Source organism: Shinella oryzae, assembly GCF_023038235.1.
GTDB classification, from domain to species: Bacteria; Pseudomonadota; Alphaproteobacteria; order Rhizobiales; family Rhizobiaceae; genus Shinella; species Shinella sumterensis.
Window position 1 is genome coordinate 1,443,908 of the sequence record NZ_CP081987.1, and the last position, 25,778, is coordinate 1,469,685.

A 25,778-nucleotide genomic window follows, 5' to 3' on the forward strand; every position below is an offset into this window, starting at 1 on the left:
ACCCGCCATGCAGCCGAGCCGCGACATAGACCGCCTGATCGAGATCATGCAGGCCCTGCGCCAGCCGGAGACCGGCTGCCCCTGGGATATCGTCCAGACCTTCGAGACCATCAAGCCCTACACGATCGAGGAAGCCTACGAAGTCGCCGACGCGATCGAACGCAACGACATGGACGATCTCTGCGAGGAGCTGGGCGACCTGCTGCTCCAGGTCGTCTTCCATGCGCGGATCGCCGAGGAGCGCGGCGCTTTCGATTTCGGCAGCGTCGTCGAGGCCGTCACCCGCAAGATGATCCGCCGCCACCCGCATGTCTTCGAACGCTCGGATGCGAACACGCCGGAAGCCGTGAAGCTGCAATGGGATGCGATCAAGCAGGCGGAGAAGCGGGAACGCAAGGAGCGTCGCGCCCTTCGCGGCCTGCCAGAGGACCCGTTGCGCGGCCATCTCGGCTCCGTGCAGCGCTCCTTCCCGGCCCTTGTCGAGGCGCTGAAGCTCCAGGAACGCGCCGCCAAGGTCGGCTTCGACTGGTCCGAACCGGCGCCCATCCTCGACAAGATCGAGGAAGAGATCGGCGAACTGCGCACGGCCCTTGCCGCCGGCGACCAGACGGCCGTCGCCGACGAACTCGGCGACCTGATCTTCGCACTGGTCAATATCGGCCGCCATGTCGGCGCCGATCCCGAAATGGCGCTGCGCGGCACCAACACCAAGTTCCGCAACCGCTTCTCGCATATCGAAGACAGCCTCGCCGCCAATGGCGAAAGCCTGGAGGATGCGACGCTGGAGCGGATGGAAGATTTGTGGCAGGCGGCGAAGCGGATCGAGCGGCAGCTGAAGTGAAGGCCTGAAAGCCCCTCATCCGCCTGCCGGCACCTTCTCCCCGCAGGCGGGGCGAAGGGATATGCGGCGCTGGTTTCCCTTATTGGAAGCGCCCAGAATGGAATGCAGCTTTTGATCTTGCCCCTTCTCCCCGCTTGCGGGGAGAAGGTCGCGGCAGCGGGATGAGGGGCGGCCCAAGCAGCCCTTACTGCTCCCAATCCTCACGCGCCGGCTTGCCGCCGATGCCGAGCCGGCGGTCGAGTTCGGCGGCTTCGGTCTCCGTCAGACGCAGTTCCAGCCGCACATTGCCGTCTTCCAGGTCCTCGCGCGCATCGACGATCGAATGATCGTAGATCCAGGGCAGAAGCTGCAATTGTGTGATGGGCACGATCACGTCGCGGTCGACCAGCACGCCGGAAAGCCGCTTGTTGATCTCGTCAAGCAGGGCATCGACACCCTCGCCCGAAATGGCGGAGACGGCAATGACGTTCGGCTGCGTGGCGGCCTTGTTCACCAAGGCCTCGCGCGCCTCCGGCTCCAGCCGGTCGATCTTGTTCCAGACCTCCAGGATGCGCTCCGCGCCGTCCTTCTCGTCGATGCCGAGATCGGCGAGAATGCGCAGGACATCGGAGGATTGCGCGCCGTTGTCCGGATCGGACATATCGCGCACATGCAGGATGAGATCGGCCTCCAGCACCTCTTCCAGCGTCGCCCGGAAGGCGGCCACGAGATGCGTCGGCAGGTCGGAGATGAAGCCCACCGTGTCGGAGAGGATGACGGTGCGGCCCTGCGGCAGCTTCATGCGGCGCAACGTCGGGTCGAGCGTCGCAAACAGCATGTCCTCGGCCAGAACGCCCGCGCCGGTGATGCGGTTGAACAGCGTCGACTTGCCGGCATTGGTGTAGCCGACAAGCGCCACGATGGGATGCGGCACCTTCTTGCGCTTGGAGCGGTGCAGCTGGCGGGTGCGGCGCACCTGCTCAAGCTCGCGCTCCAGCTTGACGATCTTGTCCTGAAGCAGCCGGCGGTCGGCTTCGATCTGCGTTTCGCCGGGGCCGCCCATGAAGCCCGCGCCGCCGCGCTGGCGCTCAAGGTGCGTCCAGCTGCGCACGAGGCGGCCGCGCTGGTAGTTGAGATGCGCCAGCTCGACCTGAAGCGTACCTTCCTTGGTGGAGGCGCGGCGGCCGAAGATTTCGAGGATCAGGCCCGTGCGGTCGATGACCTTGGCGTTCCATTCCTTCTCGAGATTGCGCTGCTGGACCGGCGTCAGCGGATGATCGACGATGACGAGACCGGCATTGTGCTCGTCGAGCGCCGCCTTGATCTCCTCGATCTTTCCGGTGCCGAGCAGCGTGCCCGGCTTCGGCTGAGCGACTGGCACGAGCGCCGAATGCACGATGGTCAGGTCGATGGCGCGCGCGAGGCCGACGGCCTCTTCCAGCCGCGCCTCGTCGGAGCGCGTGATGACGGTCGGATCGGCTTTCCCGCGCGCCTTCAGAACGGGTGCGATAACCACGGCGCGCATGTCGTCCCGGTGCTTTTCAACATCCGGAACGAGGGAATCCTTGGAAGTATCGGATTTGCTAATCTTCGTTGGTCCTGTCAGGAGCCGTTTTCCTCGGTCTCGAACATCTGCAACGGCTGGCCGGGCATGATGGTCGAGATGGCGTGCTTGTACACGAGCTGCGAATGACCGTCGCGACGGAGCAGGACGCAGAAATTGTCGAAGGAGGTGACAACCCCGGTCAGCTTGACCCCGTTGATGAGAAAGATCGTCAGAGAAATCTTTTGCTTGCGAACGGTATTGAGAAAAAGATCCTGCAGGTTCTGAGAACGTTCCGCCATCGCGCCGCTTCTTTCTGATTGCCGGCCCTTGAGACCGGTTGACTGAAAATAAAATGTCCCCGTGGCCGGGAATGAATTTCCGGACCGCCGAGTTTGGTATCAAATCGCGGTCTTCTCCGCAACGTCGAAAAAGGCATCGCGAATTTTCTGCGCGATGATTCCGGGATGGCCGTTGGCGATCGTCCGGCCGTCGACGGAGACGATCGGAAGGCAGATCGTCGTGGCGCCGGTGATGAAAACCTCGCGCGCCTCCAGCATTTCGGCGACGGAAAAGCGTCGTTCCGCGACCGGCAGGCCGAGCGTGGCGGCGACATCCAGCAGCGTGGTGCGGGTAATGCCGCGCAGGATGCCGGGATCGGCCGGCCGTGTCACGAGCGTGCCCGCCTTGTCGACGATCCAGAGATTCGTGGCGGCCCCCTCCGTCACATTGCCCTCGGCATCGACGAAGATCGCCTCATACCCGCCCGCCTCTTTCGCCTGCTGGCGCGCCAGCACATTGGGCAGCAGGCCGACGGTCTTGATATCCACCCTGCTCCAGCGGTTGTCGGGCGCGGTGAAGGCGCTGACTCCCGCCGCATGTTTCGCCGCGATCATCGCCGGGTTGAGCGATTTGGCCGTCACGATGAGCGAGGCGCGCACGTCGGGCGACGGGAACACGTGGTCGCGGCGCGCCACGCCGCGCGAAACCTGCACATAGACCAGGCCGTTCACCACGCGGTTGCGCCTGAGCACTTCGCGCATGATGCCCACGAGGGCCGCCCGCGGCATCGGCGGACGGACGCGGATTTCGGAAAGCGACCGGTCGAGCCGGTCCAGATGCCGGGTCATGTCGACCAGAAAGCCCTTCGCCACCTGGCAGACCTCGTACACCGCATCGCCGAACATCAGGCCGCGGTCCTCGATATGCACCGTCGCATTGGCATGGCGCACATAGCGGCCGTTCACATAGGCAAAACGAAGCATGAGGCAATCCTGTTACGATGCGGACGGGACGCGGGCCGCGCGTCCCGGCATGGCGGCCTAGAAATACTGGATACTGACGCGGAAGAGCTGCTCGACATGGCGCACCGATGCGGCGGCCGCAAACAGCACGACCCGATCCTTCGCCTTGATCTTCGTGTTGCCGTCCGGCCGGATGACCGTGCCCTCGCGGTAGACCGCGCCGATGCGGATGCCTGCAGGCAGCTCGATTTCGCGCAGCGGTTTCCCGACGAGCAGCGAGGTCTCCAGCGCCTCCGCCTCGATCACCTCCGCCGCGCCCTTCTGCACGGCATAGACCGAGCGGATGCGCCCCTTGCGGACATGCTGGAGGATGCCCGAAATCGTCACCGCGCGCGGATTGATGTGCGAGTCGATGCCGAGCGTCTTGGTGAAATCCTCGTAGCTCGGGTCGTTGATCAGGACGAGGTTCTGCTTGCAGCCGAGGCGCTTGGCCATCACGCTGCCGAGAATGTTGATCTGGTCGTTGTTGGTGAGCGCGACGATCAGGTCCGCGTCCTGGATATCGGCCTGGAGCAACATCTTCTGGTCGAGCGCCGAGCCGTGCAGGACGACCGTGTTGCGCAGCTTGTCGGCAACGGCGACGGCCCGCTCGCGGTCGCTCTCGATGATCTTCAGCCGGGTCTTCGGCTGGTAATCCTCGATGGCGCGGGCGACGAAGTAGCCGATATTGCCCCCGCCGGCGATGACGATGCGCGCCGCCTCCTGCTCCTCATGGCCAAACAGCGCGAGCGTGCGCCGCACATGCCCCTTGTCGCACACGACATAGGCGAGATCGCCGGAATGCAGCTGGTCGGACGAGCTCGGCACGAACAGCTTGCCGTTGGAAACGATGCCCGTCACCGTTGCATTCAGATCGGGGAAAAGCTCGCTCAGCTGCTTCAGCGGCGTCTCGACGACCGGGCAATCCTCCATGCACTCGATGGCGACCATGACGATGCGATCGTCGGCGAAACGCACCACATCGGTGGCGCCGGGAAACGAGATGCGCCGCAGCACCATCTTGCCCACCTCCACCTCCGGCGAGATGGTGACGTCGATGGGCATGTTCTCACGGGAGAAGAGGTCGGAATATTCCGGCGCGAGATAGCTCTGCGAGCGGATACGGGCGATCTTGGTCGGCACGTTGAACAGCGAATGCGCCACCTGACAGGCGACCATGTTGATCTCGTCGTAGAGCGTGACGGCGATGATCATGTCGGCCTGGTCGGCGCCGGCCTTGGCCAGCACCTCCGGATGCGCGCCGTGGCCCACGACGCCGCTGACATCCAGCGTCTCCGTGATGGCCGATATCAGCGTGGCCTTGTTGTCGATGACGGAGACATCGTTGCCCTCCTGCGAGAGGCGTTCCGCGATACCGTAGCCGACGCGTCCGGCGCCGCAGATGATGACCTTCATGCCCTGAACCCCAGAATCGCCTTAAGGCCTTATACGCCAAGCGATTTCAGTTTGCGATGGAGCGCCGAACGCTCCATGCCGACGAATTCGGCCGTGCGGGAGATATTGCCGCCGAAGCGGTTGATCTGGGCGATCAGGTAGTCGCGTTCGAACATTTCGCGCGCCTCGCGCAGCGGCAGCGTCATGATGTGCTGGTCGCCCTGCGTGGAGATCTTCGGCAGCATGTCGCCCACTTCCGTCGGCAGCATGTCGGCCGAGATCGGCGTATCCGGGCCGTCGCTGCGGGCAAGGATCATCAGGCGCTCGATATTGTTGCGCAGCTGGCGGATATTGCCCGGCCAGTCGTGCGCCTGGAGTACCGCCAGCGCATCGTCACCGATCTTGCGGGCGCGGATGCCGGCCTGCTCGCTGACCTGGCGCATGAACATGTCGACGAGGAAGGGAATGTCCTCGCGCCGTTCCGCAAGCGGCGGCACGCGCAGCGGCACGACGGCCAGCCGGTGATAGAGGTCCTCGCGGAAACCGCCTTCGGCGATCAGGCTTTCGAGATTGTAGGCGGTCGACGAGATGATGCGCACATCGACCTTGACCCGCTTGGAGCCGCCGACGCGCTCGAACTGCTGGTCGACCAGCACGCGCAGGATCTTGTTCTGCGTCTCGCGCGGCATTTCGCCGATCTCGTCGAGATAGAGGATGCCGCCATGCGCCTCTTCCAGCACGCCGGTCCGGCGCGGCTGGCCGGGCGTCCCCTCGGTCCCGAAGAGCGCGATTTCCATGCGCTCCGGCGTAATGGCCGCCGCATTCAGGACGACGAACGGCCCGTTCGCGCGGCTCGACTTGCGGTGGATCATGCGCGCCACCAGTTCCTTGCCGGAACCGGACGGGCCAAGGATCATGATGCGGCTGTTGGTCGGCGAGACCTTTTCGATGTTCTGGCGCAGCTGCGAGACGGCGACGGACGTGCCGATCAGCTCGACGGGATCGCCCGACCGCTTCTTCAGCTCCGTCACCTCGCGGCGCAGCTTGGAGTTCTCCAGCGCCCGCTCCGCGATCAGGATCAGCCGGTCCGCCTTGAAGGGCTTTTCGATGAAATCGTAGGCGCCGCGCCTGATGGCCGAGACGGCGGTCTCGATATTGCCGTGGCCGGAAATCATCACGACCGGCAGGTCCGGATGGCGGCTCTTGATCTCGTCGAGAAGCGCAAGCCCGTCGAGCTTGCTGCCCTGCATCCAGATGTCGAGGAAGACGAGGCGCGGCACGCGGTCGCTGATGGCGGCGAGCGCGCTGTCGCTGTCGAAGGCGGTGCGGGTCTCATGCCCCTCGTCCGACAGGATGCCGGAAACGATTTCGCGGATGTCCTCTTCGTCGTCCACTACGAGAATATCAGACGCCATGGCTTACTTCCTTGCTCTTATTCTTGTCCGCATCGACGGCCACCGTTTCCTCATAGGGCAGGATCACGCGGATCATCGCCCCGTGGCCGTGATCGAAATCCGCGGGGGCATCGTGCAATTCCAGCTGCCCGCCATGGTCTTCGATGATCTTCTTCACGATGGCGAGGCCGAGGCCCGTGCCCTTCTCGCGCATCGTCATATAGGGTTCGAGAATGCGATGCCGGTTCTCGGTCGGCAGGCCCTTGCCGTTGTCGATGACGTCGACGACGAAACGCCGGCCCGGATCATCCGCAACGGCCCGCACGAACACCTTCGGCTGCGCCCTCCCGGCATCCGGCGCCACGGCCTCGATGGCCTCGACGGCGTTCTTGATGAGATTGCCGAAGGCCTGCCCGAGCATGCGCTGATCGAAGAGCCCCGTCAGCGGCACCTCGCCGAAATCCTTTTCGAAGGAGACATGGTTGTTGCCCATTTCGCGCAGGAATACGGCGTCCTTGAGGATGGTGCGCAGGTCCGAGCGCTCCTTTGTAGGCTTGGGCATGCGCGCGAAGGACGAGAACTCGTCCACCATGCGTCCGATATCCTCCACCTGCCGCACGATCGTATCCGTACACTGGTCGAACACCGCGCGGTCTTCCTGGTCGATCTGCTTGCCATAACGGCGGCGGATGCGCTCGGCCGAAAGCTGGATCGGCGTCAGCGGGTTCTTGATTTCATGGGCGATGCGGCGCGCCACGTCCGCCCAAGCGGTCGAGCGCTGGGCGATGACGAGATCGGTGATGTCGTCGATCGTGACGACGTGCGAATCCTGCGCGTCCTTGGTTTCCTCGCGCGTCACCTGCACGTTCAGCGTCCGCTCCTTGCCGCCATGCATGATGTTGATCTGGCGGCGGTGGTCGTTGCGATAGCGCGTGGCGCCCTCGGCCAGCACCGCGGCGATCTCAGGCGCCACCTCCGACAGCGGCTTGCCGATCAGGTCGGCGGCATCCCGCCCGAGCAGGATCTCGGCCGAGGTGTTGACGATGGTCACGCGCCCGTCGCCCTCCACGCCGATGACGGCCGCCGTCACGCCGGACAGGACCGCCTCGATGAAGCGGCGGCGATCGTCGACCTCGTCCTTCGCATCGAGGATCTGTGCCTGCTGGATGCGGATTTCCGATATCATCTTGTTGAAGGTACGTGAGAGATTGCCGACGTCGCCATCGGCCGTGCGGACCGGGACGGACACGTCGAGATTGCCCGAAGCGACGCTGTCGGCCGCGCCGATCAGCTGGCGGATCGGCCGCACGATGCGGTCGGCGATCGCAATAGCCGTCCAGATCGCGGCGAGCAGCACGATGAGCGCAAAGCCAAGATAGAGCAGCCCGAAGGCGACCTGAAGCGGTGTGCGGCCGGATTCCAGCGCGCGGTACTCCGCGGTGTTCTCCTCCATCAGCCGCATGGAGCGCATCACCTCGGGATCGACCGTGCGGATCGTATAGAGAAACGCGTCGGAGATGTTTTCCAGCTTGATGATCGCGCCGACCAGATTGGTCATGCCCGGCGGGATCAGCGTCGGCTGGCCGGCGGCAGACGCGCGCAGCGCATCGGGCGGGACCGGCGGAAGCTCGCCCTCCACCTGGATATTGGCCTGGAGGATCGGGGAACCATCGGCCCTGAGCAGAAAGGCGCCGAGCATGCCGCGCCCGCGCGCCTGCCGCGTCATGAGTTCGATGAAGCCGGAGCGGTCGAGGCTGTAGAGCTGGCGGTTGCGGTCGAGGTCGTTTGCCATCGAGACCGTCTGGCCCTGCAGGTAGCTGGCATTTTCCAGCATATAGGCCTGCGCCACGTTGAGCGAGGAACTGACGATCGATTGCGTGCGGATGGAGAACCAGCGGTCGAGGCCGACATCCAGCGTGATCGAGGCAAAGATCGCCACCAGCACGGCCGGTGTTATGGCGACGATGGAAAACAGCGCGACGATACGCACATGCAGGCGCGCCGCTGCACGGCCACGCCGGCGCGCGCGCAGCAGCCGGGCGATTTCCCGCCCGATCAGGAACATCAGTCCGACGATGAAGATGGCATTGATCGCCGCCGAGGCGATGACGACGTTCGGTTCCGGGCGGATCGGCGTCAGGCCGAGCAGGATGAAGAGCGAGATCGTGGCAGCGACGAGCGCGCCGCCGGCGAGCAACAGGCCAGGCAGCGCAAAGGAGGCGCGACGATCCGCGATGACCGTTCCGGTCTCCTCCTGCGAAAGCACATCAACGTCTTCCGTCATCTGCCGCATCGCTTCCCCGGCCACGCGCCCGTCAGGCGCGAAGGCTTTATCTCGTGTTTTCCGGGATGTACCGACCGTGTGTCAGGCGCGCCCGCGCCCCTGTCGTGACGGACGGGCGCGCGGACCGAGCCGACCGCCTCCCTCTGTTACCCTCAAGCAACAGATTGTGGCCAAAATGCAACGCCTTCGTCAGGCAAGTCAAGCCGAGCGGGAGCTTCTATAGACGGAAACGCCGAGTTCGCGGATTTTCTTGCGCAACGTGTTGCGATTGAGGCCGAGCAGGTCGGCGGCCTTGATCTGGTTGCCGCGGGTTGCGGTCAGCGCGGCGAGAATCAAAGGATACTCCACTTCGGCCAGCACGCGGTCATAAAGGCCCGACGGCGGCAGGCCGTCGCCGAAGCTCGCGAAGTACTGCCGCATGTTCTCCTCGACGGCCTGCGAGATCGACAGCGGGCCGGAGCGCACCACCGCCTTTTCCATCGGGCTGTCGGGAATGTCGGCCCTCAGTTCCGTCTCGATGATCTCGCGGGTGATGACGTCCTGCGGGTAAAGCGCGGTCAGCCGGCGCACGACGTTTTCCAACTCGCGCACATTGCCCGGCCAGGGATGCGCCTTCATCAGTTCCAGCGCTTCCTGGTCGAAGCGCTTGGCGTCGAGCCCTTCCTTCTCGGCCTGCTGCACGAAATGCCGCACGAGATCGGGAATGTCCTCCGCCCGGTCGCGCAGCGGCGGCAGGCGCAGCGGCACGACGTTGAGACGGTAATAGAGGTCTTCGCGGAACAGGCCTTGGTTGATGGACTGCTTGAGGTCCTTGTTGGTCGCCGCGACGATGCGCACATCGGTGCGGATCGGCGTGCGGCCGCCCACGGTGGTGTACTCGCCCTGCTGCAGCACGCGCAGCAGGCGCGTCTGCGCATCCATCGGCATGTCGCCGATCTCGTCGAGGAACAGCGTGCCGCCCTCGGCCTGCTCGAAGCGGCCCGTCGAGCGGTTCTGCGCGCCGGTGAAGGCCCCCTTTTCGTGGCCGAACAGCTCCGATTCGATGAGGTCGCGCGGGATCGCCGCCATATTGATTGCGACGAAGGGCCCGTTTCGGCGCTTGCCGTAGTCATGCAGCGCGCGAGCGACCAGTTCCTTGCCGGTGCCCGACTCGCCGGTGATCATCAGCGTCAGGTCCGTCTGCATGAGACGGGCGAGCACGCGGTAGATCTCCTGCATGGCGGCCGAGCGCCCGACCAGCGGCATGCCGTCCTGCGTGTCGTCGTCTAGCCGGGCGGGCTTGCGCTTCGGCTCGGCCAGCGCACGGCCGATGATGGCGATGAGCTCGGTCAGGTCGAAGGGCTTCGGGAGATAGTCGTAGGCCCCCTTCTCCGAGGCCTTGATCGCCGTCATGAAGGTGTTTTGCGCGCTCATCACGAGCACCGGCAGGTCCGGTCTCGCCTTCTTGATGCGCGGCAGGAGGTCGAAGGCGTTCTCGTCCGGCATCACGACGTCGGTCACGACGATATCGCCCTCGCCGGCGGCAACCCAGCGCCACAGCGTTGCCGCATTGGAGGTGATGCGCACGTCGTAGCCGGCCCGGCTGAGCGCCTGGTTGAGCACGGTGCGGATCGCGGCATCGTCATCGGCGACGAGGACTGTGGCGCCTGTCATCAATCATGTCCTTTGGTCTTGGGAAAGTCGTCGTCTTCGCTGATGCCGCGCGAGGCGGGCATCAGCACGCGAAAGGTGGTGCGGTTGGTCTGGCTGTCGCATTCCACGATGCCGCCGTGCCCCCCGATGATCTTGGCGACCAGCGCAAGGCCGAGGCCGGAGCCGTTGGTCTTGGTGGTGATGAAGGGGTCGAACAGGTGCGGCAGCAGGTCCGCCGGCACGCCCGGCCCGTTGTCGTGCACGCAGAATTCCAGCGGCAGCGAGATCTTTTCACGCGTTCCCGCCACCGACAGCCTGATGCCCGGCCGATAGGCGGTCGTCAGCTGGATTTCGCCGTCGTCCCGGTCGCCTACGGCCTCCGCGGCGTTCTTGATGAGGTTCAGGAACACCTGCACGAGCTGGTCGCGATTGGCATAGACCGGGGGCAGCGACGGGTCGTAGAGTTCGGTGATCTTGATGTGGCGCGCAAAACCCGCCTTGGCGACGGCCTTCACATGATCGAGCACGGAATGGATGTTGATCGGCACGCGGTCGACGGGCCGCTCGTCCGAAAACACCTCCATGCGGTCGACCAGCGAGACGATGCGGTCCGTCTCGTCGCAGATCAGCCGTGTCAGCGCGCGATCCTCGTCGATGACGGAGGTCTCCAGAAGCTGTGCGGCGCCGCGGATGCCCGACAGCGGGTTCTTGATCTCATGCGCCAGCATCGAGGCGAGGCCAGTCACGGAGCGAGCGGCGGCGCGGTGCGTCAGCTGGCGGTCGATCTTGTCGGCCATCGAACGCTCCTGGATCACCACGACGACGGAACCGGGATCGGTGGTGACGGGCGCGACATAGAGGTCGACAAGCTTGTCGGCACCCAGCCGCGGCGAACTCAGGTCCACACGGTATTCGCTGACCGGGGCACGGCGCTCGCGCACCTGGTCGATCAGCGTCAGGAGCGGGCTGCCGAAGGGAATGACGCTTGCGATGTTGTGACGGGCGAGATAACCCGCGCTCGCTCCGAAGAAGGATTCCGCCTCCCAGTTGGCGAAGGACATCAGCCCCGCGCCATCGACCATGATCACCGGATTCTGGATGGCGTTCAGCACGGCGAGCGCCAGGTCCGGCGCATTCGGGTTTGCGGCCTTTTCCGTCATGCGGCCTCTCCGAGTTTTACCGCCGGACCGTTCAGGATCGCCGCCGCCAGCCTGTCGGCCACGAAGGCGCTGTCGCGCGCGGTCATGATCGCCGCCTTGTCGACGCCGGCAAGGCCGGGCGCAAAGCGCTCCAGATACCACCCGACATGCTTGCGCGCATGGCGCAGGCCCGCCTCGACGCCGTAGAAAGCGAGCATCATGCGATAATGCTCGACGGCAACCGACGCGCATTCGTCCACGCCGGGATGCGGGCACGCCCCGGCCAGCACCGCGGGATGCCACGGACGGCCCTGCGCGGAACGGCCGACCATGACGGCGTCCGCGCCGGAGCGCCGCAGGATTTCCCGCGCATCTTCCGCCGTATCGACATCGCCGTTGGCAATGAGCGGGATCGACAGCACGTCACGCACGGCGCGGATCGCATCCCAGTCCGCCCTTCCTTCGTAGAACTGCATGCGCGTGCGGCCATGCACGGTGATCATCGCCACGCCCGCGGCCTCGGCGCGGGAAGCGATATGCGGCGCATTCAGCGAATCGTGGTCCCAGCCCAGCCGCATCTTCACCGTCACCGGCACCTTCACGGCCTGGACGGTCGCTTCGATGAGGCCCAGCGCATGATCGGGATCGCGCATCAGCGCGGAGCCGGAATAGCCGCCGATCACCTTCTTGGCGGGGCAACCCATATTGATATCGATGATATCGGCGCCCTCGCCTTCGGCGATCCTCGCCGCTTCCGCCATCCAGTGCGCCTCGCGCCCGGCAAGCTGCACCATATGGGGGCGGATGCCGCAATTGCGGATGCGCGACCAGCTTTCGCGCGCATTCAGCGCCAGTTCGCGGCTCGCCACCATCTCCGTCACGACCAGCCCCGCGCCGAAACGCCAAGCAAGATCGCGGAACGGCAGATCCGTCACGCCGGACATCGGCGCAAGGACAACCCGGTTCCTCAGGGTCTGGTCACCGACCGCAAGCGGCGCTGACAGGGTTGGAAGTGCCAAATGCTCATCTTTCAAGCAAGTCATGTCTTTGCATCATTTTTAGCCATTATTGTCGTTCTTGCCAAGCCGCAATCAGGGCCGGTGGCATTTTTCCTGTCAGCGCTGGAATTGCGGCATCCTTCCGGCTAAACCACCCCAAAACGCTTTGATACCGGAGGCAAGGAGCCGAAATGCAGGCGGAAAATGCGCACTCCTGCGGTGTGGTGATCGTTGCCGCCGGTCGCGGCGAGCGGGCCGGCAGCCATGCCGAAGGCCCCAAGCAGTACCGCCGTATCGGCGGAAGACCCGTGATCTCCCACACGCTCGATCTGTTTGTCAATTGGCAGCCCGCCCGGCATATCGTCGTCGTGATACACCCCGATGACGCAGCCCTCTTCGAGATGGCGCGTGCGGCGGCAACGCCAGCCGGCAGCCGATTGACTGTCGTCCATGGTGGGGCCACGCGCCAGCAGTCCGTGCTTGCCGGGCTCGATGTGCTGACAAGCCACGCCGTCAGCCATGTCCTCATCCAGGATGCCGTCCGCCCCTTCGTCGAGCCCGCCATCCTGGAACGCACCCTCACCGCCTTCAGCCACGGTGCCCGTGCGGTGCTTCCCGCCGTCGCCGTCGCCGACACGCTGAAGCGGGCCGATGCCAACGGCAATGTCGCCGAGACGGTCTCCCGCTCCGGCCTGTTTGCCGCGCAGACGCCCCAGTCCTTCCATTTCGAAACCATCCTGGAGGCCCACCGCCGCGCGGCCGCCTCCGGCCGCACCGATTTTACCGACGATGCCTCGATTGCCGAGTGGGCCGGGGTCCGGGTGCACCTCGTCGAAGGCAGCGCCGGCAACGTCAAGCTTACACTGCAGAAGGATATCGCCATGGCCGACCAACGCCTTTCCCACGTTCTACCGGACGTGCGCACCGGAAACGGCTACGACGTGCACCAACTCGTCGCGGGCGACGGCGTGACGCTGTGCGGCCTCTTCATCCCGCACGACCAGAAACTGTCCGGCCATTCCGATGCTGACGTCGCGCTGCACGCGCTGACCGATGCCCTGCTTGCCACCTGCGGCGCCGGTGATATCGGCGATCACTTTCCGCCATCGAATCCGCAATGGAAGGGCGCCGCCTCGCGCATCTTCCTCGAACACGCCGCCGAAATCGTGCGCAAGGCCGGCGGCACCATCATGAATGCCGATGTCTCGCTCATCGCCGAAGCTCCGAAGGTCGGCCCCCATCGCGATGCGATGCGCCGCAACCTCTCGGAATTTCTCGGCATTTCCATCGACCGCTGCTCGGTGAAGGCCACGACGAACGAGAAGATCGGCTTCATCGGCCGCCGCGAGGGCATCGCCGCCATCGCCACCGCAACGGTCGTCTACAGGGGAAGCGAAGCATGAGCATCTGGCCTCAGGACATCGAAGACGCCGCCCGCGCCATCGTCGCGGATTTTGAAAAGAAGAACCTGCTGATCGCCACGGCGGAATCCTGCACCGCCGGCCTGATCGCCGGCGCCATCACCGAGATCGCGGGCTCCTCCACGGTGTTCGACCGCGGCTTCGTCACCTATTCCAACGAGGCCAAGCGCGAGATGATCGGCGTCGCCAATGCCACGCTGAAGGCCCATGGCGCCGTGTCGCGCGAGACGGCGCTGGAAATGGCCGAAGGCGCCATCGGCAATTCCGGCGCCAACATCTCGGTCGCCGTGACGGGCATTGCCGGCCCCGGCGGCGGTTCGGATGAGAAACCCGTCGGCCTCGTGCATCTTGCCGCCGCGCGCACCGGGCGCAAGCCCCTGCACCGTGAGATGCGCTACGGTGATATCGGCCGCAGCGCCGTCAGGCTCGCCACGGTGCGCACCGCGCTCGAAATGCTCGCGGAAATCTCAGCCGATTGAAGACGCTGCGCCATAGATCGCCGCGGCGCGCTTTTCGAAGGCCTCGGTGAACATGCGGAACGCCCGGTCGAACATCGAGCCCATCAGCGCGCCGAGAATACGGCTCTTGAACTCGTAGTCGATGTAGAAATGCACGGAGCAGCCGCCGCCCGGCAGCGCATCGAAGCGCCAGCGGTTGTCGAGATAGCGGAACGGCCCGTCGATATACTTGACGTCGATCGCCCGCTCGGCGGCATTCAGCAGAACCTGCGTGGTGAATGTCTCGCGGATCGCCTTGTAGCCCACCGTCATGTCCGCCACGAGCAGTTCCTTGCCGTCGCGCTCCTTGCGCGAGCGGATCGACAACGCTTCGCAGAGCGGCAGGAACTCCGGATAGCGCTCGACATCGGCGACGAGCGCATACATCTCTTCGGGCGTGTGGGGAACCGGGCGGCGGGTTTCGAACTGAGGCATGGCCGAGAGCTAATGACCCGCGCGAACTCTTGCAAGTAGGCGGTCATTGTCGCGCCGCGATTTCAACACGCAAACCGGCACGTCGCGGCCATACGCCGCAAGGTTCTCTTCGATTTCAGGGCTTTCGGTCTTCTCGAAATTCCAGATGTAGCGCAGGAAATCCGCATCGATCCGCTCGGGGCAACCGTCGGCCATCTCGGGTCGCGACCGGCCCCGGTAGCGCAGCCAGCGCGAGATCACGCCATGGAGCGAAACGAGCCGCGGCGGACGCAGCCACAGCACAAGGTGCGTGCGCAGCAGGCGCAGCGGCAGCGTGCCGGGGCTGGTGCCGTCCATGATCCAGCGCTCCTTCGCCACCAGCGCCTTGAGCCTGTCCAGTGCCTCGGCCCGCGGCCGCTGCTGCCAGCCCGGCATCCAGAAGACGTCCCGGTCCATGGAAATGTGGGGCAGCGAAAGATGATCCGCGAGCTGCCGCGCCAGCGTGCTCTTGCCGCTGCCCGAGCAGCCGATGACCAGCACGCGCTCCGCGGTCTTCAGCCGTCCGGCCGCCTCTTCCAGCGCAATCGTCATGTCCAGCCTCCTGAAACCAAAAACCCCGCCGTCCGGCAGGACGGCGGGGCTTAAAGCATGGGGAGGTAAAAGTCTATTCCGCGGCGGCCAGCAGCTTCTTCTCGCGCGCGGCGCGCAGGCGGGCGAAGTCGTCGCCGGCATGGTGCGAGGAGCGGGTGAGCGGGCTCGACGATACCATCAGGAAGCCCTTGGAATAGGCCACCGTCTCGTAGGACTTGAATTCGTCGGGCGTCACGAAGCGGTCCACCTTGTGGTGCTTGCGGGTCGGCTGGAGATACTGGCCGATGGTCAGGAAGTCGACATCAGCGGTGCGCAGGTCGTCCATCAGCTGGAGCACTTCGTTGCGCTCCTCGCCGAGACCCACCATGATGCCCGACTTGGTGAACATGGTCGGGTCCAGCTCCTTCACGCGCTGCAGAAGCCGCACGGAGTGGAAGTAGCGCGCGCCGGGACGCACCGTCAGGTAATTGCCCGGCACGGTCTCCATATTGTGGTTGAAGACATCGGGCTTGGCGGCAACGACACGCTCCAGCGCGCCCGGCTTCTTCAGGAAGTCCGGCGTGAGGATTTCGATCGTCGTGGCGGGCGACGCCGCGCGAATGGCCCAGATCACCTTCTCGAAGTGCTCGGCGCCGCCGTCGTCCAGGTCGTCACGGTCGACCGAGGTGATGACGACGTGGGAAAGGCCCATTTGCCGGACGGCCTTGGCGACATTCTCCGGCTCGGCCATGTCGAGCGCGTTCGGCTTGCCGGTCGCGACATTGCAGAAGGCGCAGGCGCGGGTACAGATCTCGCCCATGATCATGAAGGTGGCGTGCTTCTTGTCCCAGCACTCGCCGATATTCGGGCAGCCGGCCTCCTCGCACACCGTCACCAGCTTGTGGGAGCGCACCAGCTCGCGCGTCTCCTGGTAGCCCTTGGAGACCGGGGCCTTGACGCGGATCCATTCCGGCTTGCGCAGCACTTCCGTATCCGGCTTGTGGGCCTTTTCCGGATGGCGCACGCGCGGCGCGTTCGGATCGAGATTGGTGCGGTCGAGAATGGTGACCATGTCTTTTCCACTTTCCTGGCCGGCGTCCGTGCCGGCCCTTGCGCTCGAAAAGGTGAGCCAGCCTCATGTGGAGGCAGGCTTTAGCACGTTCAAGCGTTCAGCGCACGCCCGTAGGCGTCGAGCACGCTTTCCTTCAAGGTTTCGGAAATCGTCGGATGCGGGAAGATCGTGTGCATCAACTCTTCCTCTGTCGTCTCAAGGTTCATGGCGATGACGAAGCCCTGGATCAGTTCGGTCACTTCGGCGCCGACGAGGTGGGCGCCCAGCAGTTCGCCGGTCTTCTTGTCGAAGATCGTCTTGACGAGACCCTGGTCTTCGCCGAGCGCGATCGCCTTGCCGTTGGCGACGAAGGGGAAGCGGCCGACGCGGATGTCACGCCCCTGCTCCTTGGCTTTCGCTTCCGTCAGGCCGACGGAGGCGACCTGCGGGTGGCAATAGGTGCAGCCCGGGATCTTGGACTTGTCCATCGGGTGAACGTTCGGAAGACCCGCGATCTTCTCTATGCAGATGACGGCCTCATGCTCGGCCTTGTGGGCGAGCATCGGCGGCCCGGCGACATCGCCGATGGCGTAGATGCCGGGCACGTTGGTCTTGCCGTAGCCGTCGATGGCGATGAAGCCGCGGTCGGTCTTCACGCCCAGCGCCTCCAGGCCGATATTCTCGATATTGGCCTGCACGCCGACGGCGGAGATCATGCGGTCGGCCGTGATCTTCTCGACCTTGCCGTCCTTCATCTCGACATGGGCGGTGATGGAGTTGGCGCCCTTCTCCACCTTGATGACCTTGGCCTCCAGATGGATTTTCATGCCCTGCTTTTCGAACTGCTTCTTGGCGAGCGCGGAGATTTCCGCGTCCTCGACCGGCATCACGGTCTTCATCACCTCGACGACGGTCACATCCACGCCGAGCGTGCGGTAGAACGAGGCGAATTCGATGCCGATGGCGCCCGAGCCCATGACGAGCAGCGACTTCGGCATTTCCGCCGGCTTCATCGCCTCGAAATAGGTCCAGATCAGCTTGCCGTCGGGCTCGATGCCCGGCAGCGCGCGCGGGCGTGCACCGGTGGCGATGACGATATGCTTGGCGGTATAGGTGCCCTCGGGCAGCACGTTTTTCGGCACGGGCGCCTGCGGCTGCTGGATCGCCTTGGTCGTCTTGGACACGACGATTTCGCCCGGCTTGGTGAGCTTGGCCTCGCCCCAGATGATGTCGACCTTGTTCTTCTTCATCAGGAAGCCGACGCCGCCGTTCATGCGCTGCGCAATGCCGCGCGAGCGCGCGACGATGGCCGGCAGGTCCGGCGTCACCGTACCCTCGATCTTCACGCCATAGTCGCCCGGGTGCTGGGCATAGTGGAAGATCTCGGCCGAGCGCAGCAGCGCCTTGGTGGGAATGCAGCCCCAGTTGGAGCAGATGCCCGCGAGATGCTCGCGCTCCACGATGGCCGTCTTCAGGCCGAGCTGGGCGGCGCGGATCGCGGCAATATAGCCGCCCGGGCCCGAACCGATAACGATGACGTCGTAAGCATTCGACATGAGCGCTTCCACTCCTCTGTTGTTCTTCTGCGCCGCGCGGTTTTCACCGCTGCGGCATGACGAGGAGCGGAAGCCACCGCTCCTCAGGGATCTTCCGCCACCTTTTCCGGCTGCGTCAGCATCCCGTAGATTTCATCCTTGAGCCACATCCGCGCCTTGCGCATGTCGATCATGCCGAGGTCGGCGACGGGCTCGATATCCGTTTCTGCGCGATGAATGGCGAGGTTCACCGCCTGATAGTCTTCGCAGATCCGGTGGAAGTGGCCGTCGACCGCCCGCAGGTGGCGGATCGTGGCCAGATGCTCCGGAAATTCCTCTTCAAGCTGGTGCGGGGTGTTCGGCATGTCCATCTCCTTCTCGGTTGATGGTGTCAGCCTACCCTACCCGCGCCTTCACTCCTTGATCCCTGTCAAACCTGCCGCGATACCGTCAAAGCCCGAGCATCATGCGCACGACCGGCTCGAGGCCCTTGCCGATCGCCCGGGTGTTTTCGGCATCCAGATGCACCCCGTCGAGCGGCGTCGTCTCGGCGACGGAGCCCGCATCGAAGAAGCCACAGCCGCGCTCGTCGGCAAGATCGGCGTAAAGCGTCGCCAGCATGGCCGATTGCTCCACTCCGCCGGCAAACATCGCCGCAAACGCCGTGTTCGCCGTCTCGCACAGCGGCGGCGGCGAGACGATCAGCACATCCGGCCCCTCGTCCGTGTCGAAGGACCAGGCGTGATGCCGCACCAGTTCCACCAGCCGCTCCATGCCCTGCACGGCCCCGAAGGCCGTGCCGCAAATGGCAGGCTTCATGTCGTTGGCGCCGAGGAACAGGATGACGAGGTCGATCGGGTCGTGGCTGTGCAGGATGGTCGGCAGGATGCGCGCGCCGTTGCGGTCGCAGTCCGCCAGATGGTCGTCATAGGCGGTGGTGCGGCCGTTGAGGCCCTCCGCGATCACGGTGACATCGGGCCCCAGCGCCTTGGCGAGCACGCTCGGCCAGCGATCCCCGAAGGCATGCCGGTCGAGCGTTTCGGCGTTGTAACCCCAGGTCAGGCTGTCGCCGTAGCAGAGAACCGTCTTCATGGCCGCACCCCGCTTGTCAGACGAGCATCCCCATCGGGTTCTCGATATAGCGCTTGAAGGCACCCAGCAGTTCGGCGCCGAGCGCGCCGTCCACGCAGCGATGGTCTGTGGAAAGCGTGACCGTCATCGCATTGACGATGACCATCTGCTTGTTCTTCACCACCACGCGCTCCTCGCCCGCGCCGACCGCCAGGATCGTCGCATGCGGCGGGTTGACGACGGCGGCGAAGTTCTTGACGCCCATCATGCCCATGTTGGAGACCGCGGTCGTGCCGCCTTGGTATTCCTCGGGCTTCAGCTTGCGTTCCTTGGCGCGCTTGCCGAGGTCCTTCATCTCGTTGGAGATGGTCGACAGGCTCTTGGTTTCCGCCTTGCGGATGATCGGCGTAATCAGCCCGCCCGGAATGGAAACGGCGACACCGACATCCGCGTGCTTGTGCTTGACCATGTTCGTCTCCGTCCAGGAGACGTTGGCATCCGGCACGTCGCGCAGTGCAAGCGCCAGCGCCTTGATCACCATGTCGTTGACCGAAAGCTTGTAGGCCGGGCGGTCGTCCTTGCGCGGCGCGCTGTCGTTGATCTGTGCCCGCAGCGCCAGAAGCGCATCGAGCTCGACATCGACGGAGACATAGAAATGCGGGATCGTCTGCTTGGATTCCTGCAGGCGCTTGGCGATGGTCTTGCGCATGCCGTCATGCGGCACAAGCTCGTAGGAGCCTTCGTCGAACAGCTTGAGCACGGCATCGTCCGACATGCCCTTCGGCGCGGCGGACGCGGCGGCGGCAGCCGGCGTTGCTGCGGCGGCAGGCTTGGCGCCACCGGTCGCAACGGCCTTCTCGACGTCGCTCTTGACGACGCGGCCATGCGGGCCGGAACCGGAAACGGCGGAAATATCGATGCCGGCTTCCTTGGCGATGCGGCGGGCGAGCGGCGAGGAAAACACGCGGTTGCCGTCTCGCGACGGCGCGGGACCGGCCGATGCGGTGGCGGCAGGTGCCGGAGCGGCAGCGGCGGCAGCCGGCTTTTCGGCTTCCTTCGGCGCCTCGGCCTTCGCTTCGGAAGGCTTGCTTTCGGCGGGCTTGGCGTCCGCCTTCGGGGCGGCGCCACTGCCGGCGGCGGCAGCCGCAACATCCTCGCCATCGGCAGCGAGAACGGCGATCAGGCTGTTGACCTTCACGCCTTCCGTACCGGCCGGCACGACGATCTTGGCGACGACGCCCTCGTCGACGGCTTCGACTTCCATCGTTGCCTTGTCGGTCTCGATCTCGGCGATGACGTCTCCGGATTTCACGGTGTCGCCTTCCTTCACCAGCCACTTGGCGAGGTTGCCCTCTTCCATGGTGGGCGACAGGGCGGGCATCGTAATGTTGATCGGCATTTCGCGCCCTCCCGTTACTTGTAGCAGACGGCCTTCACCGCCTCGACGACTTCACCCACATTCGGCAGCGCCAGCTTTTCGAGATTGGCGGCGTAGGGCATGGGAACGTCCTTGCCGGCAATCGTGACGACAGGCGCGTCGAGATAGTCGAAGGCCTCGCGATGGACGCGGTTGGCGATGAAATCGCCGACGGACGACTGCGGGAACCCTTCCTCGACGGTCACGAGGCGGCCGGTCTTCTTGACCGACTCGATGACGGTCGGCAGGTCCATCGGACGGATGGTCCTGAGGTCGATCAGCTCGACGTCGATGCCCTGCTTCTCCAGCTCGGCCACCGCCTTGACCGCATAGGTCATGCCGATGCCGAAGGAGACCAGCGTCGCATCCTTGCCCGGGCGGTGGATGCGCGCCTTGCCGATCGGCAGCACGAAATCGTCGAGCTTGGGAACCTCGAAGCTGTGGCCGTACAGGATTTCGTTTTCAAGGAAGATGACCGGGTTCGGGTCGCGGATCGCGGCCTTCAGCAGGCCCTTGGCGTCTGCCGCCGTGTAGGGCATGACGACCTTGAGGCCCGGAATATGGCTGTACCATGCGGCATAACACTGCGAGTGCTGGGCACCGACGCGTGCGGCAGCGCCGCTCGGGCCGCGGAAGACGATCGGCGCGCCCATCTGGCCACCCGACATGTAAAGCGTCTTGGCGGCCGAGTTGACGATTTGGTCGATCGCCTGCATGGCGAAGTTGAACGTCATGAACTCGACGATGGGCTTCAGGCCCGCCATGGCCGCGCCGACGCCGATGCCGGTAAAGCCGTGCTCGGTGATTGGCGTATCGATCACGCGCTTGTCGCCGAATTCCTGCAACAGGCCCTGGGTGATCTTGTAGGCGCCCTGATATTCGGCGACTTCCTCACCCATGATGAACACGTCGCCGTCGCGGCGCATTTCTTCCGCCATGGCGTCGCGCAGCGCTTCACGCACCGTCATGTTCACCATTTCGGTGCCGGCGGGGATATCCGGATCGGCGGCCACTTCCGTCTTCGGTGCGGCCGGAACCTTCTCGGATGCGACGGATATCGGTTCGTCCGAGGATTCGCGGGCCTTGCCGCCTGCATCGCCGGAGGTTGCGGCCGGCGTGTCGGCATCGGCCGCCGGCGCCGCCTTGGGCGCGGAAATCGCGTCGGCGCTTTCGCCATCCTGCAGCAGAACGGCGATGACGGAGTTGACCTTGACGCCTTCCGAGCCGGCCGGAACGACGATCTTGCCGATCACGCCTTCATCGACGGCCTCGACTTCCATCGTCGCCTTGTCGGTCTCGATCTCGGCGATCACGTCACCGGACTTCACGGTGTCGCCTTCGTTCTTGATCCACTTGGAAAGCGTGCCCTCTTCCATCGTCGGAGAGAGCGCGGGCATAAGGATATCTACGGGCATATAAGTCTCCCCCGGATCAAAGCAGAATGTCGGTGTAGAGCTCGGATACATCCGGCTCTGCATCGTTCTGGGCGAATTCGGCGCTGTCGGCGACGATGTCGCGGACCTCCTTGTCGATCTGCTTCAGATCGTCCTCGCTCGCCCAGCCCTGCTCGAGAAGACGGGCCTTCACCTGCTCCAGCGGGTCGTGCTCGGAGCGCATCTTCTGCACTTCGTCCTTGGAGCGGTACTTCGCCGGGTCGGACATGGAGTGACCGCGATAGCGATAGGTCAGCATCTCAAGGATGTACGGGCCCTTGCCGGCGCGGCAATGGGCGATGGCCTCGTCGGCCGCGGCCTTGACCGCGCGCACGTCCATGCCGTCGACCTGGACGCCGGGAATGCCAAAACCTTCGCCGCGCTTGGAGAAGTTCGACTGCGCGGTGGAGCGCACCGTCGAGGTGCCCATCGCATAGCGGTTGTTCTCGATGATGTAGACGACCGGCAGCTTCCACAGCGCGGCCATGTTGAAGCTCTCGTAGACCTGGCCCTGGTTGGCCGCGCCGTCACCGAAATAGGTGACCGACACCTGGTCGTTGCCGCGATACTTGTTGGCGAAGGCGAGACCCGTGCCGAGCGAGACCTGGCCGCCGACGATGCCGTGGCCGCCGTAGAAGCCCTTTTCCTTGGAGAACATGTGCATCGAGCCGCCCTTGCCCTTCGACAGGCCGCCGCGACGGCCGGTCAGCTCGGCCATGACGCCGCGCGCGCTCATGCCGAGCGCGATCATGTGGCCGTGGTCGCGATAGGAGGTGATGACCTGGTCGCCGTCCTTCTGGGCCATCTGCATGCCCACGACGACCGCTTCCTGGCCGATATAGAGATGACAGAAACCGCCGATGACGCCCATGCCGTAGAGCTGGCCGGCCTTTTCCTCGAAGCGACGGATCATGAGCATCTCGCGGTAGGCGTGAAGCTCTTCTTCCTTGGTGAATGTCAGACTGTTGGAACCGATTGTCTCGTTCCGTGCAGGCTTTGCCGTCGTTTTGCGGCTGGACGTGGACGCGGTCTTGCGCGGAGCCATTCGATCCTCCCTATGTTTGCCTTTTGCCGAAAACATAGGGGAGAAATCCAGCATCAGCAATGCCATAATTGCATGGCTTATATTCCCTACAAGCTACTGACAAGTAAGGAATATTTACGATTAACCAGATTTCGGTTAATCGCACTTCTCAGTGGAAGATCACGATTTCGTCGGCGCGCGACATGTTGAGGTAGGATCGCGCCTTCTCATCGAGCATGTCGCGCTCGAGCGAGCCGTCGCTCATCAGGGCCACTTCTTTTTCCAGGATCTGGCGCTGCCGCACGAGCACGTCCAGACGCGCCTGCCGTTCCATTCGCTGCCGCTCGAAATCCTCCATTCCGCGCAGGCCGAAATCACCATGGACGGAATGATAACCGAAATAGGAAAGGAAAGCGACCGTAATCACCGGCAGAGCCAGCCGGCCGAATTTCCGCTTCTTATGATGCTTGGTCCACATGCAGGTGCCCCGATACGCAGTACAGCCAGACACTATCGGCAAGCGGTTAACCGACCATTGACCATGACGGCTGGGCCCAAGAAAAAACCCGCATCTTGCGATGCGGGTTTCATCATTCCGGAAAAACTGTTTTCCGGTCAGCCGCGCAAAATGCCGCGGCCGGCATATTTCGCCGCCGCGCCCAGCTGCTCCTCGATGCGGATGAGCTGGTTGTACTTTGCGGTACGGTCGGAACGGGCAAGCGAGCCGGTCTTGATCTGGCCGCAGTTGGTGGCGACCGCGAGATCGGCGATCGTCGAATCCTCGGTCTCGCCCGAACGGTGCGACATGACGGCCGTGTAGCTCGCCTTGTGCGCGGTCTCGACGGCGTCGAGCGTTTCGGAGAGCGAACCGATCTGGTTGACCTTGACGAGGATCGAGTTGCCGACGCCCATCTTGATGCCGTCGCGCAGGCGGGCCGAGTTGGTGACGAACAGGTCGTCGCCGACCAGCTGCACCGACTTGCCGATCTTGTCGGTCAGCGTCTTCCAGCCGTCCCAGTCGTCTTCGGCCATGCCGTCCTCGATCGAGAAGATCGGGTACTTGGCGGCGAGCTCGGCCAGGTACTCAGCCATGGCGCCGGGCTCCAGCGTGCGGCCCTCGCCTTCCAGCACGTACTTGCCGTCCTTGAAGAATTCCGTCGAGGCGCAGTCGAGCGCGATGAACATGTCCTCGCCCGGACGGTAGCCGGCCTTCTCGATGGACTTCATGATGAAGTCCAGCGCGGCGGGCGCCGATGCGAGGCCCGGCGCAAAGCCGCCTTCGTCACCGACATTGGTGTTGTGGCCGTCGGCGGCGAGCTGCTTCTTCAGCGTATGGAACACTTCCGAACCCATGCGCACGGCATCGCGGATGTTGTCGGCGCCGACGGGAACGATCATGAACTCCTGGAAGTCGATCGGGTTGTCGGCATGCGCGCCGCCATTGATGATGTTCATCATCGGCACCGGCAGGATGCGGGCGTTCGGGCCGCCGACATAGCGATAGAGCGGCAGGTTGGCGGCTTCGGCGGCGGCCTTGGCGACGGCCAGCGAAACGCCGAGGATGGCGTTGGCGCCGAGGCGGGCCTTGTTCGGCGTGCCGTCCAGCTCGATCATCGTCTGGTCGACGGCGATCTGGTCTTCGGCGTCGAGGCCGCCGATGGCTTCGAAGATCTCGCCGTTGACGGCAGCGACGGCATTTTCGACGCCCTTGCCGAGGTAGCGCTTGCCGCCGTCGCGCAGTTCGACGGCTTCATGCGCGCCGGTCGAGGCACCCGACGGAACCGCCGCGCGGCCGAAACTGCCATCCTCGAGATAGACGTCCACTTCAACGGTGGGATTGCCGCGGCTGTCGAGGATCTCGCGGCCGATGATGTCGATGATAGCAGTCATGATATCGTCCTGGTTCGGGTTTATTAATCGATTAAAATCCACTTTTAATCGACCATGCGGAAATTACAATGGCGCTCGGCGCCGGAAGACGGATGGCATGTCTTCATGTCATCCGTTTGATGGCGTTCAGGCCTTGGCGATGTCGTCGAAGGCCAGAAGCTTTTCGAGAAGCCGCGGCATGTCCTTGAGATAGACCATGTTCGGACCGTCGGAGGGTGCGTGGTCCGGGTCCTCATGTGTCTCGATGAACACGCCCGCGACACCAACGGCGATGGCCGCCCGCGCCAGCGTTTCGACGAATTCGCGCTGGCCGCCGGAGGAGCCGCCCTGCCCGCCCGGCTGCTGCACCGAATGGGTCGCGTCGAACACCACGGGCGCGCCGAGCGAGGCCATGATCGGCAGCGAGCGCATGTCGGAGACCAGCGTATTGTAGCCGAAGGAGGCGCCGCGCTCGCACAGAAGCACATTCGGATTGCCGCTCTCGGTGAACTTGGCCAGCACGTTCTTCATGTCCCAGGGCGCCAGGAACTGGCCCTTCTTGACATTGATTACGCGCCCGGTCTTTGCGGCGGCGACGAGAAGGTCGGTCTGGCGCGACAGGAAGGCCGGGATCTGCAGGATATCGACCGTCTGGGCGACGACCGCGCACTGCTCTTCCGTGTGAATGTCGGTCAGGACGGGAAAGCCGAAGTCCTTCTTGAGGTCGGCGAAGATCTCCATGGCGCTGTCCAGCCCGATGCCGCGCTTGCCCGAAAGCGAGGTGCGGTTGGCCTTGTCGAACGACGACTTGTAGACGAGGCCGATGCCGAGCTTGTCGGTCAGTTCGACGAGCTTTCCGGCGACCATGTAGGCGTGGTCGCGGCTTTCCATCTGGCAGGGCCCGGCGATCAGCGAGAAGCGCTTGTCCTGTGCGAAGGTAACCTTTTTGACGCCCTCGCCGACGACGACGGTGGAATTGGTTTTCATG

General features: G+C 64.5%; 25 protein-coding genes. 4 read left to right on the forward strand and 21 right to left on the reverse strand.

From position 1 onward, the window contains the following. Positions 1 to 7 precede the first annotated feature (7 nt). On the forward strand, positions 8 to 841 hold the full coding sequence (mazG, locus tag K6301_RS07225) for a nucleoside triphosphate pyrophosphohydrolase (RefSeq protein ID WP_247220188.1): 834 nt from the start codon (positions 8 to 10) through the stop codon (positions 839 to 841). A gap of 184 nt (positions 842 to 1,025) precedes the next feature. Here the strand turns inward: mazG and hflX are convergent, their stop codons facing one another. From hflX to dusB, 9 genes are all read right to left on the reverse strand, one after another. Continuing rightward, positions 1,026 to 2,345 (reverse strand): GTPase HflX, encoded by a 1,320-nt coding sequence (gene hflX, locus K6301_RS07230; protein WP_247220190.1) that lies wholly within the window; start codon positions 2,343 to 2,345, stop codon positions 1,026 to 1,028. 77 nt (positions 2,346 to 2,422) lie between these two features. Further along, positions 2,423 to 2,665: an RNA chaperone Hfq gene (gene hfq, locus K6301_RS07235; protein WP_134652126.1), complete on the reverse strand. Its 243-nt coding sequence runs from the start codon at positions 2,663 to 2,665 to the stop codon at positions 2,423 to 2,425. Positions 2,666 to 2,764: 99 nt separating this feature from the next. After that, on the reverse strand, positions 2,765 to 3,628 hold the full coding sequence (locus K6301_RS07240; protein WP_247220192.1) for a D-amino-acid transaminase: 864 nt from the start codon (positions 3,626 to 3,628) through the stop codon (positions 2,765 to 2,767). A gap of 57 nt (positions 3,629 to 3,685) precedes the next feature. Continuing rightward, a complete protein-coding gene (gene trkA, locus K6301_RS07245) occupies positions 3,686 to 5,062 on the reverse strand; it encodes a Trk system potassium transporter TrkA (protein ID WP_247220194.1) in 1,377 nt (458 codons plus the stop codon). A 29-nt stretch (positions 5,063 to 5,091) separates the two neighbouring features. Then, on the reverse strand, positions 5,092 to 6,456 hold the full coding sequence (gene ntrX / locus K6301_RS07250) for a nitrogen assimilation response regulator NtrX (RefSeq protein ID WP_134652132.1): 1,365 nt from the start codon (positions 6,454 to 6,456) through the stop codon (positions 5,092 to 5,094). After that, entirely contained in the window at positions 6,446 to 8,719 is a 2,274-nt protein-coding gene (locus K6301_RS07255) for a sensor histidine kinase NtrY-like (protein WP_134652134.1), read from the reverse strand. Before K6301_RS07255 ends, ntrX begins: the two co-directional genes overlap by 11 nt. A gap of 198 nt (positions 8,720 to 8,917) precedes the next feature. Then, positions 8,918 to 10,372 carry a nitrogen regulation protein NR(I) gene (gene ntrC / locus K6301_RS07260; protein ID WP_134652136.1) on the reverse strand — a complete coding sequence of 485 codons (1,455 nt, stop codon included), beginning with the start codon at positions 10,370 to 10,372 and terminating at the stop codon, positions 8,918 to 8,920. After that, positions 10,372 to 11,511: a two-component system sensor histidine kinase NtrB gene (locus K6301_RS07265; protein WP_247220195.1), complete on the reverse strand. Its 1,140-nt coding sequence runs from the start codon at positions 11,509 to 11,511 to the stop codon at positions 10,372 to 10,374. The genes ntrC and K6301_RS07265 overlap by 1 nt, the downstream gene beginning before the upstream one ends. Continuing rightward, complete coding sequence (gene dusB / locus K6301_RS07270; RefSeq protein WP_247220197.1) at positions 11,508 to 12,533, reverse strand: tRNA dihydrouridine synthase DusB; 1,026 nt, start codon at positions 12,531 to 12,533, stop codon at positions 11,508 to 11,510. Before dusB ends, K6301_RS07265 begins: the two co-directional genes overlap by 4 nt. Between dusB and K6301_RS25020 the strand changes: the two genes are divergently transcribed. The 3 genes from K6301_RS25020 to K6301_RS07280 are packed head-to-tail and all read left to right on the forward strand — an operon-like array spanning position 12,510 to position 14,388. Continuing rightward, entirely contained in the window at positions 12,510 to 12,638 is a 129-nt protein-coding gene (locus tag K6301_RS25020; protein WP_281505884.1) for a hypothetical protein, read from the forward strand. The two genes, dusB and K6301_RS25020, sit on opposite strands and share 24 nt — an antisense overlap. 41 nt (positions 12,639 to 12,679) lie before the next feature. Next, on the forward strand, positions 12,680 to 13,891 hold the full coding sequence (locus tag K6301_RS07275) for a bifunctional 2-C-methyl-D-erythritol 4-phosphate cytidylyltransferase/2-C-methyl-D-erythritol 2,4-cyclodiphosphate synthase (protein ID WP_247220208.1): 1,212 nt from the start codon (positions 12,680 to 12,682) through the stop codon (positions 13,889 to 13,891). A gap of 2 nt (positions 13,892 to 13,893) precedes the next feature. After that, positions 13,894 to 14,388, forward strand: a complete 495-nt coding sequence (locus tag K6301_RS07280) for a CinA family protein (protein ID WP_134652150.1) — start codon at positions 13,894 to 13,896, stop codon at positions 14,386 to 14,388. Here K6301_RS07280 and K6301_RS07285 read toward each other — a convergent pair. The 12 genes from K6301_RS07285 to kdsA form a co-directional block, all read right to left on the reverse strand. Continuing rightward, a complete protein-coding gene (locus tag K6301_RS07285; RefSeq protein ID WP_247220210.1) occupies positions 14,377 to 14,841 on the reverse strand; it encodes a type II toxin-antitoxin system RatA family toxin in 465 nt (154 codons plus the stop codon). The genes K6301_RS07280 and K6301_RS07285 overlap by 12 nt on opposite strands. A gap of 9 nt (positions 14,842 to 14,850) precedes the next feature. Further along, positions 14,851 to 15,411 carry a P-loop NTPase family protein gene (locus tag K6301_RS07290; protein WP_247220211.1) on the reverse strand — a complete coding sequence of 187 codons (561 nt, stop codon included), beginning with the start codon at positions 15,409 to 15,411 and terminating at the stop codon, positions 14,851 to 14,853. Positions 15,412 to 15,484: 73 nt separating this feature from the next. Then, complete coding sequence (gene lipA / locus K6301_RS07295) at positions 15,485 to 16,462, reverse strand: lipoyl synthase (RefSeq protein WP_247220214.1); 978 nt, start codon at positions 16,460 to 16,462, stop codon at positions 15,485 to 15,487. Between the two features lie 89 nt (positions 16,463 to 16,551). Continuing rightward, positions 16,552 to 17,997 (reverse strand): dihydrolipoyl dehydrogenase, encoded by a 1,446-nt coding sequence (gene lpdA, locus K6301_RS07300; protein WP_247220215.1) that lies wholly within the window; start codon positions 17,995 to 17,997, stop codon positions 16,552 to 16,554. Between the two features lie 83 nt (positions 17,998 to 18,080). Further along, entirely contained in the window at positions 18,081 to 18,341 is a 261-nt protein-coding gene (locus tag K6301_RS07305) for an HP1242/YdcH family protein (protein WP_247220216.1), read from the reverse strand. Between the two features lie 85 nt (positions 18,342 to 18,426). Beyond that, positions 18,427 to 19,068 carry an SGNH/GDSL hydrolase family protein gene (locus K6301_RS07310; RefSeq protein ID WP_134652156.1) on the reverse strand — a complete coding sequence of 214 codons (642 nt, stop codon included), beginning with the start codon at positions 19,066 to 19,068 and terminating at the stop codon, positions 18,427 to 18,429. 16 nt (positions 19,069 to 19,084) lie between these two features. After that, complete coding sequence (locus K6301_RS07315; protein WP_247220217.1) at positions 19,085 to 20,446, reverse strand: pyruvate dehydrogenase complex dihydrolipoamide acetyltransferase; 1,362 nt, start codon at positions 20,444 to 20,446, stop codon at positions 19,085 to 19,087. Between the two features lie 14 nt (positions 20,447 to 20,460). After that, complete coding sequence (locus K6301_RS07320; RefSeq protein ID WP_247220218.1) at positions 20,461 to 21,879, reverse strand: pyruvate dehydrogenase complex E1 component subunit beta; 1,419 nt, start codon at positions 21,877 to 21,879, stop codon at positions 20,461 to 20,463. Positions 21,880 to 21,895: 16 nt separating this feature from the next. Next, positions 21,896 to 22,942, reverse strand: coding sequence for a pyruvate dehydrogenase (acetyl-transferring) E1 component subunit alpha (gene pdhA / locus K6301_RS07325; protein WP_247220219.1), 1,047 nt, complete (start codon positions 22,940 to 22,942; stop codon positions 21,896 to 21,898). 148 nt (positions 22,943 to 23,090) lie between these two features. Further along, on the reverse strand, positions 23,091 to 23,399 hold the full coding sequence (locus K6301_RS07330; protein WP_160872407.1) for an FtsB family cell division protein: 309 nt from the start codon (positions 23,397 to 23,399) through the stop codon (positions 23,091 to 23,093). A gap of 137 nt (positions 23,400 to 23,536) precedes the next feature. After that, a complete protein-coding gene (gene eno / locus K6301_RS07335; RefSeq protein ID WP_134652166.1) occupies positions 23,537 to 24,811 on the reverse strand; it encodes a phosphopyruvate hydratase in 1,275 nt (424 codons plus the stop codon). 126 nt (positions 24,812 to 24,937) lie between these two features. Further along, on the reverse strand, positions 24,938 to 25,777 hold the full coding sequence (kdsA, locus tag K6301_RS07340; protein ID WP_247220221.1) for a 3-deoxy-8-phosphooctulonate synthase: 840 nt from the start codon (positions 25,775 to 25,777) through the stop codon (positions 24,938 to 24,940). Position 25,778 lies beyond the last annotated feature (1 nt).